Below are 13,040 nucleotides of genomic sequence, written 5' to 3'. Positions count from 1 at the left end.
CGCCTGGATCCCCGTGGTCAGGCTGCCAGATGAGCCCCGGACACCTTCTGTTCGCCCTGCGCGCCCTGTGCGGGTACGGGGACGGGCTCCGGCATGACCGTGCCGGTCGGTTCGACCGCGTGTGCGCAGCAGGTGCGGGCCAGCAGGGCGTCGGCCACTGCCAGGGCCGCCTCGATTCTCGTCGTCGAGGTGGTCACACACAGCGTGTACGTGACGTCGTCCAGCGCCTGCTTCGATTCCGGGGTCGGGTTCTGGGCGTGGGCGAACCGGTTCTCCGCGTAGCGCGTGAGAAGCGTGCGCAGCACCTTCGGGTCGGGCACCAGCATGTAGGGGTTCCCCTTCATCTCGTCTTGTTGAGTTTTGTGTTCTCTTGTCTCGTACGTCTTTTACGTCTTCGTGCGTCGTGTAGGTGGACGTACGTCGTTGTACGTCGCCGATTGCATCCTCTGATGCGGGTACGTGGCATGCGCCGCGTGCGTCACGTGGTGGCACGCCTCAGCCTGTTACGCATGCTCTTGGTGCGAGTTCCCATCTTTCACGTACGCCACACCGGCAGTTTTGCGCCAGAGTGTGGCGGGCGCGGCACGCACGGTGAGCAGAGGGCGCGCTGAAGACCCGCTAAGTACCGGTGAGTCAACCTCTGGCCTGCGCCTGGGCGGGCCGCCGGGGCCGTCCGGCAGGATCAGGCGGTCGTCAGCATGCCGGTGCGGAGCTGGCCGAGAATGCGGGTCAGGAGGCGGGAGACCTGCATCTGGGAGATGCCGAGGACCTCGCCTATCTCGGCCTGGGTGAGTTCCTGGCCGAACCGCATGGAGAGGATCCGGCGGTCCCGGTCGGAGAGGTCGGCGAGCAGCGGCGCCAGGGTGTGCAGGTCCTCGAAGAGTTCCATGGCGGGGTCGCAGGCACCGAAGAAGTCGGCGTACGAGACGGCGGACTTGGCGTTGTTGTCGCTGCCGGTCTCTGCGGGGAGGTCCAGGGAGCCCGCCGTGTAGCCGTTGGAGGCGACGAGGCCGTCCGTGACCTCCGCCTCGGTGAGTTCGAGGAGCTCGGCGAGCTCGGCGACGGTGGGGTCGCGGTCGAGGACCGTGGCGAGCTGCTCCTTGGCCTTGGCCAGTTCCGTACGGAGTTCCTGGAGGCGGCGCGGGACGTGGACGGCCCAGGTCGTGTCGCGGAAGAAGCGCTTGATCTCACCCGAGATGTACGGAATCGCGAAGGAGGTGAACTCGACCTCGCGGGTCAGGTCGAAGCGGTCGATGGCCTTGATCAGGCCGATCGTGCCGACCTGGATGATGTCCTCCAGGTCGCCGCTGCCCCGGTTGCGGAAGCGCCGCGCGGCGAACTTCACCAGGGAGAGGTTCATTTCGATGAGGGTGTTGCGCGCGTACTGGTACTCGTGCGTGCCCTCTTCCAGCTCCTGCAAGCGGTCGAGGAACAGCTTGGAGAGCTGGCGGGCGTCCTTGGGGGCGACGGCGGTGGGGTGCGCGATGTGCGGGAGTTCGACCGCGGCCTGCCGGGAGCCCGATGCCGGGATCTGGACGTCCGGGCCAGCTTCTTCCACAACGGTGGCGGTGGCGATGGGGGCTGACAGCGTCACAGTTCCTCCTCGGGTATCGGTCGTCTCCCACCCGAGCCTTGCCCACGAACGCGTGTTCACTCTCGGCAGATGCCAACTTTCTTCCGGGAACCTTCCAGGATTCCTTCCGGGAACCTTCACGAAAGCCGCCCCTCACCCCTGCCTTCCGGACCGTGCGCGGTGACGGGCCACGGCGTCGTTGTTGGCGCAGCGCACCGAGCAGTACGTACGCCTGCCGTTGCGCGAGGTGTCCACGAAGGCGAGGCCACAGGTGGCGCGGGCACACCGTCCCAGGCGCTCGGGCGCCGCCGAGCACACGACGTACGCGAGTCCGGCGGCGGTGACGGCTCGGATGTGGGCCGCGGCGTCGGAGCCGGGGGCGCTGTAGTGGAGGTGCGGGCGGCCGTCGTGGAGGGAGATGCGGGGCGCGCTGGAAGCCTCGGCGAGCAGGGAGTTGACCGCCTCGCACCGCTCTTCGAGCCCTTGCCGCCCGAAGCAGACGGCGAGGCTCCGGCTCCAGGCCCAGAGGTCCTCGGCCTGCGCGGCAGTGAGCCTGCGGCGGACGATGCCGTGGGCGGCGAGGAGGGGCTCCAGGTCGTCGGGGGCGGGCGGTCCGGTCAGGTTGGCCAACTCGGCGGCGAGGCGGGCGGCTTCACCGCCGTAATTGTCGAAGTGCATACGTGCATTACAGCAGTGCGTGCGGGACAGCAGTGCGTGCGGGACAGCAGCGCGTGCGGGCGTGCGGGAACCCTTCCGCCGTAATGGTTGAACTGACCAAGACCCTTACCCCACATTGGCCGCATGACGATGCCATCGACGGACCCGATGCGGGCCACGCCCACCGCAGTCAGGTCGCCGGACGAGGACTGCCCCTTCTGTCTGGGCAGGATGCCTGCCGGGACCGGACGGGAGTGGTGGTCCCTCCGGTCCCGGCACGCGACCTCCCGGGGTGAGGTGGAGTACGTACGGGGCGGCTGCGGCTGTCTCGTCGTCCTCCTCGGCGGAAACCTCGTCAGGGCACTGCCCGCGAGGGCGTGACCGGTCGCGGAGTCACCCCGGCGACCGGCCCCGGGGTCACCCTGCCCTGTACAGCTTCCGCTCCAGCTGGGCCGGAAGCGGATAGATCCGCTCCGGGGGCAGCAGCCGCCGGGCCTTCGCCCCCTGCCCCGCCCGTACGAGCGGGGCGGCCTTGCGGACCTGAGGGGTGAGGTCGGTGAGACTGACGATCCAGTCGCCGTTGAACGTACGGATCAGGTCGCGGCCGATGCCGACCTGGATGCTGTAGTGGTTGAGCGCGGCCCCGCGCGGCGAACGTTCCGGGTCCCACTGGACGTGCACGGGCGCGTGGGACACGGCCGCCGGGTCCCCGGTGGTGAGCACGGCCTGCGACAGGGCGTGCTCCCAGCCCTCCCGGGAGATCCGCACCGCGAGAACGCGCTCCTGGCCGGGCTTGGCGGCCCAGTTACTGCGGTGCATCAGCCACATCAGCGACGGCTTGATCCACGTCATCCGCTGGAACGAGAACGGCGCGACGAAGCGCCCGGCGCGCAGTGCGGCGTCGGCGATGGCGGTCGAGTACGCCTGGTAGACCACGATCGTGCGGGCATCGTGATCAGCGCGGATCTCGTACGGAGCAACCATGCGCCGCACCCTGCCATCCGCCCCACCGTCCCGGCGAGCGGATTTCGGCGGCCTCGGATACCGCGTCAGGCATCAGGTGCCAGGCGTCAGACGTCAGACGTCAGGCATCCACGGTGGCGAGGAAGTCCAGCAACGCCGCATTGAAGAGGGCCGGTTGTTCCGCGCCGGGGAGGTGGCCCGCGTCGGCGACGACCGTGAGGGTCGCGTGCGGGATCAGGCGGTGGAGCTCCTCGGCGGCGGGGACCGGGGTGTAGACGTCGTCCGTGCCGACCAGGATCAGGGTGGGGGCGGTGACGTCGGGGAGGGTCTGGCGGTAGTCGGGGCGCTGGGCGCGGCCCCGGAGGGCGGCTGCGGCACCGCGTGGGTCGGTGGTGCGCATCATCGTCAACACGGCTTCTGCCAGAGCGGGTTGGGCAGTGACGTTGTACGGGGCGAGCATCTTGTCGATGACCTCGTCGGCGTAGCCCGCCATGCCCTCGGCGAGGAGGCGGTCGGCCAGGGCGTTGCGGAACGCCTTGCCCTCGTCGGTCTCGGCGGGAGCCGAGGTGTCGGAGAGGACCAAGCCGCGTACGCGGTGCGGGTGCCTGCGGTGGAACTCCATGGCGATCTGGCCGCCCATCGACACGCCGCCGACCACCGCGCCGGGCAGCCCCACGTGGTTGAGGAGCGCGGCCAGGTCGTCGGCGAAGACGGAGAGGAGGGTGGCGGGCGCGTCGGCGGGAAGCGGGCTGTCGCCGTAGCCGCGCAGGTCGGGGGTGAGGACCCGGTAGCCGTTGGCCGCCAACTCCCTTGCCTGCGGGGCCCAGAGCGACCGGTTGAAGGGGTGGCCGTGGACCAGGAGGACCGGGAGGCCGTCGACGGGGCCGTGATCGTCGTAGTGAAGGGTGGTGTCCTGGGCCTCGTGGGTACTCATGGGGTCACGATACGAGCTTGATCACGGGCGAGCGGGAGCGGGGAGCGGCTGGATGGGCACGAGGGAACCGGGCGGGGCGTACGGGGTGTCTCGGCGGGCAGTGCTGGGGGCAGCGGTCGCGCTGCCGTGGCTGGGGATGGTGGGGTGTACGTCCAAGGAGCCTGCGGGGGTACGGGATTCGGGCGGGCCGAACCGGTCGCAGGGGGCCGCCTCCCCGACGCCCTCCGGCACCGAAACCCCACGGCACCGCGCCCGCTTCGCCGCCCTGGAGCGCGCCCACGGCGCACGCCTCGGTCTCTACGCCCTGGCCACCGGCAGCGGAGCCGTCCTCGCCCACCGCGCCGAGGAGAGGTTCGCGTTCTGCTCCACCTTCAAGTCCCTGGCCGCGGCGGCGGTCCTGCACCGCAACCCGCTCAGCCACCTCGACAAGCGGGTCGCCGTCACCCGGGCCGACGTCAGTTCCGTCTCCCCGATCGCGGAGAAACACATCGGGTCCGACATGTCGATCCGCGAACTGTGCGACGCCGCCGTACGGCACAGCGACGGAACGGCGGGCAATCTGCTGGTGCGTGATCTGGGTGGGCCGAGGCAACTGAACGCGTTCCTGAGGGAGTTGGGTGATCCCGTCAGCCGCATGGACCAGTACGAACCCGGCCTGAACAACAACCCTCCCGGTGACCCCCGCGACACCACCACCCCGCGCGCCCTCGCCGACACCCACCGGGCCCTCCTCCTGGGCACCGCCCTCCCCGCCGACAAGCGCGCCCTGCTGGAGGACTGGCTCCTGAACACCGTCACCGGCGCGAAGCGCATCCGGGCGGGGCTGCCCCGGGGGTGGGCCTGCGCCCACAAGACGGGCACGGGGGACTACGGGCGGGCGAACGACGTCGCCGTGATCTGGCCGCCCGGGGGCGCCGGGGACAAGGGGGACAAGCGGGGCAAAGGGGCGCCGATCGTGCTGGCGCTCATGTCGGACCGTCCCGGCCTTGCGGCGGAGCCGGAGGAAGCGCTCCTGGCGGAGGCGACGGCGTATGCGGTGTCCGTCCTGGCCTGACCCCTCCCCTCCCCTCCCCTCCCCTCCCCTCCCCTCCCCTCCCCTCCCCGGCGAATTTCACATCTGATTGTTCAAGTGAACATTCCTGTGTGAGTATCACGGCATGGGAGTAGCCAACCGTCTCGATCTCACCCTGCGCCTGGTCCAGGGCTCCGACCGGGTTTCCGTGTCCGAGCTCGCCCACCGGCTCGGGGTTTCCGACATGACCGTGCGCCGCGACCTGGCCGAGCTGGAGCGCCAGAGCCTGGTCAAGCGGGTGCACGGAGGCGCGGTCGCCACGCGGAAGCGGGAGGAGGGGGCCGGATTCGCGGCGCGCGAGCCGTGGCAGGCCGCGACGAAGGACCGGTTGGGCCGCGCGGTCGCCGAGCTGGTCGAACCCGGTTCGCGGGTACTGCTGGACGCCGGGACCACCACCGTGCACGTCGCCGAGCACCTGGCGGCGCGGGCCCCGCTGACCGTCGCGGTGCTCAGCATCCAGGTGGCGGTACGGCTCGCCGACCTGCCCGGCGTCGAGCTGCTGGTCGTCGGGGGCAGGTCGCGCCCCGGCGAGCGCTCGCTGGTCGGCCCGCTGGCGCTCCGTACGCTCGAAGCCCTCGCCTTCGACTGCTTCGTGATGTCCATCGGCGGTGTGCACGGCGAGCACGGCTGGTCGGAGTTCTCGCTGGACGACGCGGCCGTCAAGCAGGTCGGGCTCGCCCAGTCGACCCGTACCGTCGCGGTCGCGGACGCGACGAAGCTCGGGGTGCGGTCCTTCAGCCGGGTCGCGGAGCCGGGCGCGGTCGACACCTTCGTGACCGACACCGCCGCCGAGGATCCGACCACCCACCCGCACGGCCCGCAGACCCTGGCCGCGCTGCGCGACGCGGGCGTGCACACGATCCTCGTCTGAACCATTCCCGTACGTAAGAGGAGTTGACCCATGATCCCCCTGCACGGCCCCCTGATGATCCTGGTCGCCGGGCCCTACCGGTCCGGCACCGGCGACGACCCCGCCAAGCTCCACGCGAACGTCACCGCCATGAACGAGACCGCGCTCTCCCTCTTCCGGGCCGGTCATCTCCCGGTCACCGGCGAGGCGCTGGCGCTCCCGCTCCTGGAGACGGCGGGCAGCGCAGGGCCTGGCGACGCGCTGTACGACGAGATATTCCACCCGGTCGCGGAACGCCTGCTGGCCCGCTGCGACGCGGTGCTGCGGATCGGCGGCCCGTCCGAGGGTGCGGACCGGATGGTCGAGCAGGCCCGTTCGCAGGGCGCGGCGGTCTACGCCTCGCTCACCGAGGTCCCGGAGGTGGTCGCCGCATGAGCACGCACGCCGCCGGGACTGCCGGGAGCGTCGGGACCGAGGGAGCCGTCGGGACCGAGGGAGCCGCCGGGACCGAGGGAGTCGTCGGGACCGAGGGAGTCGTCGGCGTCGACGTCCCCGACCGGCGTGGCCGCACCGCCCTCGACACCCACGGCCGCGACCTCTCCGGCAACCCCGACGTGCGCGTCCGCGACGTGGAGGTACTGGCCTGCGACTGGTACGTCCTGCGCAAGACGACCTTCGACTACCGCCGCAGGGACGGGAGCTGGAGCCGCGAACAGCGCGAGACGTACGACCGGGGCGACGGTGCGACGATCCTGCTGTACGACGCCGAACGGGCGACGGTCCTGCTGACCCGCCAGTTCCGGCTGCCCGCTTACGTCAACGAGCACCCCACCGGCATGCTCCTCGAAACGGCCGGGGGCCTCCTCGACGGCAACAGCCCGGAGGAGGCGATCCGCCGCGAGGCCGCCGAGGAGACCGGCCACGAGGTCGGCACCCCCGAGCGGGTCTTCGCGGTCTACATGAGCCCCGGCTCGGTCACCGAACGCGTGCACTTCTTCGCCGCCCCGTACGGAACCTCGTCCGCGACGTCGGAGGGCGGCGGGGTGGTCGAGGAGGGCGAGGACATCGAGGTCGTCGAACTCCCCTTCCCCGAAGCCCTGTCGATGATCCGCAGCGGGGAGATCGCGGACGCGAAGACGATCATGCTGCTCCAGTGGGCGGCCTTGGAGGGCCCGTTCGCGGCGCGTCCCGCTTAGGGCCCGCGCACGCCCGACGTCACGGATCCAGCGTCACGGGCCCGGCGTTACGGGCCCGGTGCGGGGCCCGGCGTCACGGGCCCGTGACGCCGTCGATCCGCTCCCTGATCAGATCGGCGTGGCCGTTGTGCCGGGCGTACTCCTCGATCATGTGCACCAGGATCCAGCGGAGCGACACCGTGTCGCTCCCGGCCATCGCCGCCTCCGGTCCGGTGAGCCGTCCGGGGGCGTCGAGGGAGGCTTCGACGACGAGCGCGCGGTTGCGGTCGACGGTCTCGCGCCAGGTGTCCAGCGCTTCCGCGATGCCGCCCGCGTCCGCCTCGGTCTCGGGCCCGTCTTCGAGCCCGAAGCCGCCGTCCCGCCTCATCAGGTCCAGGAGGTCGACGTCCTCGCCCGCGAAGACCTCCTGGAACCAGTGCCTTTCCACCCCCTCCAGGTGCCGGACCAGTCCCAGCAGCGTCATCGGCGACGGCGGCACGGAGGCCGTCCGTATCTGCTCGTCGTCGAGGCCCCGGCACTTCAGGGCAAGCGTCGCGCGGTGGAAGTCCAACCAGCTTTCCAGCATGGTGCGTTCGTCCGCGTGCGGGGGCGGAACGGGGCGGCCGTCGGGCATCGTGTTCATGGACATCACTGTGACACGGGGGTCTGACAACGCCCCTTCTCACGACGCCCCGGCAGCAGGGCCGCCGGAATCACGCCCAGCGCGCCGAGTCCGGCGAGCAGGAGCAGGGCGGGCGTGATCGGCGCGTCCGCGACCCCGGGGCCCATCGTGCCCGCCGCGACGGCGATGCCCAGGCTCGGGCCGATGTTCATGGCGGTCTGTTTCAGCCCGCCGACCACTCCGGCGTACCCGGGCGGCGCGTCCCCGACGACCGTCCCGGTGGCGGCCACCATCACTGTCGCGAACCCGGCCCCCAGCACCCCGAACGCCGCCCCCTCCGCGAGCCACGCGTCGGCCGCGCCGACCCGGGTCGCGCCCGCGAGCCCCGCCACTCCGGCGACGACGAGGCCGAGCCCCGTGAGTGCGGCGCGGCGTGCTCCGTACCAGCGCAGCGCACTGCTCGCGACGGGCGCCCCCAGCACCATCAGCACGGTCATCGGAAGCACCCGCACACCGCACGCGAGCGGGTCCAGGCCCCGTACGCCCTGGAGGAAGAACGTCAGCACGAACAGTGCCCCGAACATCCCCGCCGCCGTGATCAGCAGCAGTGCCATGGAGGCCGTCACCGGTACGGCCCGGGCGACGACCGTCGGCACGATCGGGTGCGCGGTACGCCGCTCGTGGGCGACGAAGCCCGCCGCGACGAGCGCGGTCAGGGCGAGGGCGGCCCAGGTGGGACCGCCGGTCCAGCCGTGTTCCGGCACCCCGGTCAGTGCGTGCACCAGGCAGGCGAGCGCGGCCGCGAGGAGCACGGCCCCGGGCAGTCCGAGCCGCTGGCCTCCGGTACGGGGCAGAACGGGGACCCGTATCGCCAGAGCCAGCGCGGCGACCACGAGCGCCACCGGCACGTTGAGCCAGAACACCGACCGCCAGCCGAACTCGGCGACGAGCACGCCGCCGATGAGGGGTCCGGCAGCGGCGGCGACACCGATGGCACTCGTACGGAGCGCGATGGGCCCGCCGAGCCGGTCGGCGGGGTGGGTGAGGCGGAGGAGGGCGAGCGTGGCGGGTTGCAGGAGCGCGGCGCAGACGCCCTGGGCGGCGCGCAGGGCGATGGCCCAGCCGATGCCGGGGGCGAGGGCGATGGCGGCGGAGGTGAGGGCGAAGCCGACGAGGCCGGTCAGGAGGAGGCGGGTGTGCCCGTACCGGTCGCCGAGCCGCCCGGCGACGACGAGGAGGGCGGCGACGGCGAGGAGATAGGCGGTGCTGGTCCACTGGACCTGGGCGGGGGCGGCGTGGAGGTCCTGTCGCAGGGCGGGCTGGGCGACGAGGAGGACGGTGCCGTCGAGAGCGACGAGCATGGCGCCGGTGACGCTGACGAGGAGGGCGAGGGTGCGGGTGAGGCGGGGGACCGCGGGGCCGGTCGCGGGGGAGGCTGCGGCGGTGGTCGCGACGGAGGTCGTCATACGGATTCCGGTTCCGGGCGCGGGTCAGCTTCCTGATGCGAACCCGGGTGCGGGTGCGGGCCCGGGTCGGCGAGGTGGGCGTCCACCGCGGCCGTGACGAGACGGTCGAGCGCCTCGCGGGAGGCGGGGCTGCCGGGCCGGACGTCGAGGGCGAGCGGCAGGCTGCCCCAGATCCAGAGCAGGGCGATGCCGTGCAGGTTCGCCCAGAGGGCGGCTGCCGTGGTTTCGGGGCTGCTTCCTGCGGTGCCGCTCCGGAGCTGGCCCACGAGACCGGCCACCGTCGCCAGCAGGGGCAGCGTCTCCTCCCGGAGCCGGGGCCCCTCCGCACCTGTCCCGTGCTCATCTCCCGCCGCGTGCACGTCGCTGTCCAGCAGGTCATGACGGAACATCAGCTCGAACATCCCGCGCCGCTCCAGTACGAAGTCGACGTACGAGCGCGCCAGCACGCGGAGTCGCCGCTCGGGCGAGGCCCCGGCCTCCCCTCCCAGCACCTCTTCGAACCGTGCCTCCAGGTCGGCGAATCCGCGCCGGGCGATGGCGGTGAGGAGTGCGTGGTGGGTGGGGAAGTGGCGGCGCGGAGCCCCGTGCGAGACCCCGGCCCTGCGGGCGATCTCCCGCAGACCGAGGGAGGCGGCACCCCCGGTCTCCACCAGTTCGACCCCGGCGTCGATGAGCCGCTCCCGGAGGGGTGTTGGGTCCGGAACGTCTGGTGATGGTGGCATCGCTTGCGGGTCCATGAACCGTGTCTACCACCTCAAGTAGACACTGTCTACGCCCTGTAGTGCCTGCTCAGAGGCAATTGTCAGACCCTTCCCCTACCTTGTCGGCATGGCAACTTACGTAATGGTGGCAGGCGCTTGGCTCGGCGCGTGGCCCCAACCCCGCTGCTGCGGCATCCAGTCGGCCCCGGAAGCCTGCACTTCGCCCTCACCGACCGCCGCTGGACCGCGTCGAACGGGCGGAGTTCGCCTCTCACCTCCGGACCGTGGAGGGCTCTTGACGTATGCTTCGCGTGCGTGAACTGAGCCTCGGGCGTCATCTGCTTCAGCAGCGCCTCCCGGGCTTCAACTGCGCTTTCATGTTGCCTGTGTTGGGGGAGCACAGTGACGTCACAGCACCACTCCGGCGGACCTGCCGAGCGGGACGGCGGTGCGGACCCCAGCGCGGGCCGCCGCACCTTCGGGAAGGCCGTCGAGGCGTATGCGCGCGAGGACTTCGCCGCGGCCGTCGGTTATCTGCGCCTGCTCGACCGGAGCGGTCCGGTGCCCGAGCCCATCGCCGCCGCGCACGCCGCCCTCCACGGAACGCTCGCCGCCCGCGCGCGCAACTGGGACCGCTGCTGCGACTGGTACCTCGCCTCCCTCGGCCCGCGCGACGCGGACGTCCGCCTCGCCGTCTCGGGCCCCTGCTCCGTCACGGGCTGCGGAGGTGACGCCGAGTCGCTCTGCGGCCAGTGCGGGGCGGGCCTCTGCCCGGCCGACGGTGTGCGCGCCGACGACGGCACCCTGCGCTGCGTCCCTTGCCTGAACGGCGTACTGACCAACCTCGCCCAGGCAGCCGTCCTCGCCGGGCGCACCGAGGAAGCCGTACGCGTCCTGCGGTCCTGGTCGCACCCCGACGGCCCCTCGGCCGACCCCTCGGCGGCGAGCGACCTGCTGGGGAGCCTCGCGCCCGAGGACACGCGACAGCCCGCAGCGCCTGACGGCACCGGCGGCGTACGGCCGAGAACCGCCCCGCCCCACTCCCGCAAGCTCACGCATGCCCTCGCCCTCCACCAGGCACTGGGGCGGGGCGGCTTCGCCGAGTGGGAGCGCGTCGGGCGCCCCACCGCCCGGGACGCCACGGGCCGCGCGTCCGAGCTGTACGGCCAGGCCGCCGCCCGCACGGCGCGGGGCTTCACCGAGCGCGGGGACCACCTGCGCGCCTGGGGCGCCTGGCTGCGCCTCTGGCAGACCAGGCCCTTCGACCTCGGCGCGACCCACGGACTCGGCGTCGCCGCGCTGCGCCTGCTGACCTCGGGGGACGCCCTCACCCAGGGCGTCCGGATCTCCGCGACCCGGCAGAGCATGGCCTGTTGGGCTGCCGTACTGCACTCGCCCACCTACCGGAGTGCCGTGCAGCAGGCGTGCGGGGAGGTGTTCGAGGACGGCGTGTGGGCGACCGCCGTCGAGTCCCTCCACACACAGCTCGCCCAGCTGTACCAGGGCTGGGACCGCATCAGTGGCAACTCCCCTCCCGAGTCACTGGACTTGAGGTGGCGGATGGAGTGCGAGGCCGCGAGCCGCTGGGCGGAGCTTCCCGCCGCCAGCGCGCCCGCCCCGCCCGCTCCGGACTTCTTCTGCGGGCCGTACTTCCTCGGAGAGGTCGGGGCCATCAACGCGCGCTGGAAGGAGCGCATGGCGGAGGTACGGTCGAACATCCCGCTCGCGGGACCCTTCGCCGCACTGGAGACGCCCGCGCTGGCCGAACTCTTCGGCCCCCAGGCGGTGTTGGCGAAGCTGCTGCGGGAGGGGCGCTGGGACGAGGTGATCAGCACCGTCCAGAAGTCCCACCCGGGCTGGCGTACGGGGCCGGACGCCGAGCAGCCCGCCGCCGTGAAGATCCTCGCCACCGCCTTCGCACGCCGGGCCCAGGAGTACGCGAAGGGCAAGCGCTGGACGGAGGCGCTGCGGGACTTCGAGCAGGCGCGGGAGGCGGGGCAGGACGTCACGCCGTACGCGGACAGCATCTGCCGTGCCGCCGTGGGGGCCGGGGCGACCGTGCGGGGGCAGGTCAAGGCCACGTACACGCAGATCGGCCTGCTGGAGCGGGCCATACAACTCACCCCGGATCACGTGGAGTTGAAGCGCAATCTCACCGCGGCCTCCCTGCGGCTCGCCGAACAGGCCGAGAAGGCGGGCCGGAAGGAAGAGGCGGAGCGGCGCTACCGGCGGGCCTGCGAGCTGTCCCCTGAGGACCGGCAGGCGGTCGAGGGGCTGGCCAGGGTCCGCCGGGCGAACGGGAGCGGCGTACCGGCCGGGGAGCGGCCGACGGGCGGGGGACGATCGGCACCACCACCACCGCCTCCTCCGCCACCTCCGCCACCCGCCATGGACCGGCAGTCGACGAGTACCGACGGGCCTGACGGGCCGCCCGACGCCGTCCGGCCCGGGGCCTGGCTCCTCGCCGGAGTCCTGTATCAGGACTCCCTCCGCGAGGCCCGCGAAGGCTCACGCGCCAAGGCCCTGGGGCTCATGCGGGAGGCGGGCGCCCACCTGCGCGGGTACCCGGACGAACGGTTCGCCGGTGCGAGCGCGGCGGTCGACCTGGCCCGGGGACTCTGGCGGTCCAGGGGCCGGTACGACGCGACGGACGAGCAGAGCGTGCGCGCGTACGCGGAGACGCTCTGGCTGTCCCTGTCCTTCCAGCCCATCGAGGAGAACACCGAGCTCCCCTCGGTGCTGGCCATCCTGGCCCGACACCTCCTGAAGCGGCGCGCACACGCGGAGGTCATCGCGCTCGGGGAGCGCTGCACGGGAGCGGAAGGAGACCTCACGGAGTTCCACCGCCTGTTGGCGGACGCCCACAACCTGCGGGCGGCGCACCGCAGGAACGCGGGTGACGAGGCCGGGTCGTACAGGGACTTCCAGGCCGCCCGCAAGCTGCGGAATCCCGCACGGAGGAAGCAGCAGAAGCCCGTGCAGGGCGAAATCTTCGAAACCGACTTCCCCGAAGGCTCGTGATCCTGC

Annotated in this window: 14 protein-coding genes; 6 read left to right on the top strand and 8 right to left on the bottom strand. The window is 72.2% G+C overall.

The features are described 5' to 3' along the window. Nucleotides 1-17 precede the first annotated feature (17 nt). The 3 genes from OG897_RS35080 to OG897_RS35070 form a co-directional block, all read right to left on the bottom strand. A complete protein-coding gene (locus OG897_RS35080; RefSeq protein WP_266663393.1) occupies nt 18-344 on the bottom strand; it encodes a DUF5133 domain-containing protein in 327 nt (108 codons plus the stop codon). Between the two features lie 338 nt (nt 345-682). Next, nucleotides 683-1,486: a SigB/SigF/SigG family RNA polymerase sigma factor gene (locus OG897_RS35075; protein ID WP_266663759.1), complete on the bottom strand. Its 804-nt coding sequence runs from the start codon at nt 1,484-1,486 to the stop codon at nt 683-685. 240 nt (nt 1,487-1,726) lie between these two features. Beyond that, nucleotides 1,727-2,251, bottom strand: coding sequence for a CGNR zinc finger domain-containing protein (locus OG897_RS35070; RefSeq protein WP_266663392.1), 525 nt, complete (start codon nt 2,249-2,251; stop codon nt 1,727-1,729). 123 nt (nt 2,252-2,374) lie between these two features. Here OG897_RS35070 and OG897_RS35065 point away from each other — a divergent pair, with 123 nt between their 5' ends. After that, nucleotides 2,375-2,611: a hypothetical protein gene (locus OG897_RS35065; protein ID WP_266663390.1), complete on the top strand. Its 237-nt coding sequence runs from the start codon at nt 2,375-2,377 to the stop codon at nt 2,609-2,611. 36 nt (nt 2,612-2,647) lie between these two features. Here OG897_RS35065 and OG897_RS35060 read toward each other — a convergent pair whose 3' ends face one another. Next, nucleotides 2,648-3,214 (bottom strand): DUF4291 domain-containing protein, encoded by a 567-nt coding sequence (locus tag OG897_RS35060; RefSeq protein WP_266663388.1) that lies wholly within the window; start codon nt 3,212-3,214, stop codon nt 2,648-2,650. 100 nt (nt 3,215-3,314) lie between these two features. Continuing rightward, nucleotides 3,315-4,127: an alpha/beta fold hydrolase gene (locus OG897_RS35055; RefSeq protein ID WP_266663386.1), complete on the bottom strand. Its 813-nt coding sequence runs from the start codon at nt 4,125-4,127 to the stop codon at nt 3,315-3,317. Between the two features lie 52 nt (nt 4,128-4,179). Between OG897_RS35055 and bla the strand changes: the two genes are divergently transcribed. The 4 genes from bla (at nt 4,180) to OG897_RS35035 (ending at nt 7,245) form a co-directional block, all read left to right on the top strand. Further along, nucleotides 4,180-5,181 (top strand): class A beta-lactamase, encoded by a 1,002-nt coding sequence (gene bla, locus OG897_RS35050; RefSeq protein WP_266663384.1) that lies wholly within the window; start codon nt 4,180-4,182, stop codon nt 5,179-5,181. 103 nt (nt 5,182-5,284) lie between these two features. Beyond that, nucleotides 5,285-6,070, top strand: coding sequence for a DeoR/GlpR family DNA-binding transcription regulator (locus OG897_RS35045; protein ID WP_266663382.1), 786 nt, complete (start codon nt 5,285-5,287; stop codon nt 6,068-6,070). Between the two features lie 30 nt (nt 6,071-6,100). After that, nucleotides 6,101-6,484: a DUF4406 domain-containing protein gene (locus OG897_RS35040; protein ID WP_266663380.1), complete on the top strand. Its 384-nt coding sequence runs from the start codon at nt 6,101-6,103 to the stop codon at nt 6,482-6,484. Continuing rightward, nucleotides 6,481-7,245 carry an NUDIX domain-containing protein gene (locus OG897_RS35035; protein WP_266663378.1) on the top strand — a complete coding sequence of 255 codons (765 nt, stop codon included), beginning with the start codon at nt 6,481-6,483 and terminating at the stop codon, nt 7,243-7,245. Before OG897_RS35040 ends, OG897_RS35035 begins: the two co-directional genes overlap by 4 nt. 73 nt (nt 7,246-7,318) lie before the next feature. On the opposite strand, the gene OG897_RS35030 is transcribed toward OG897_RS35035, so the two are convergent. The 3 genes from OG897_RS35030 to OG897_RS35020 all read right to left on the bottom strand — a co-directional run bounded on the left by OG897_RS35030 (nt 7,319) and on the right by OG897_RS35020 (nt 10,049). Continuing rightward, a complete protein-coding gene (locus tag OG897_RS35030; protein WP_266663376.1) occupies nt 7,319-7,867 on the bottom strand; it encodes a DinB family protein in 549 nt (182 codons plus the stop codon). A gap of 5 nt (nt 7,868-7,872) precedes the next feature. Further along, nucleotides 7,873-9,207 (bottom strand): MFS transporter, encoded by a 1,335-nt coding sequence (locus tag OG897_RS35025; protein ID WP_266663757.1) that lies wholly within the window; start codon nt 9,205-9,207, stop codon nt 7,873-7,875. A gap of 101 nt (nt 9,208-9,308) precedes the next feature. After that, nucleotides 9,309-10,049, bottom strand: coding sequence for a TetR/AcrR family transcriptional regulator (locus tag OG897_RS35020; protein WP_266663375.1), 741 nt, complete (start codon nt 10,047-10,049; stop codon nt 9,309-9,311). Nucleotides 10,050-10,415: 366 nt separating this feature from the next. Between OG897_RS35020 and OG897_RS35015 the strand changes: the two genes are divergently transcribed. Continuing rightward, entirely contained in the window at nt 10,416-13,034 is a 2,619-nt protein-coding gene (locus tag OG897_RS35015) for a lipopolysaccharide assembly protein LapB (protein ID WP_266663374.1), read from the top strand. Nucleotides 13,035-13,040: the final 6 nt, after the last annotated feature.

It is taken from the genome of Streptomyces sp. NBC_00237, assembly GCF_026342435.1.
GTDB lineage: Bacteria > Actinomycetota > Actinomycetes > Streptomycetales > Streptomycetaceae > Streptomyces.
Note: the sequence above shows the minus strand (reverse complement) of the source record. Positions and strands in the feature narration are given on the sequence as shown.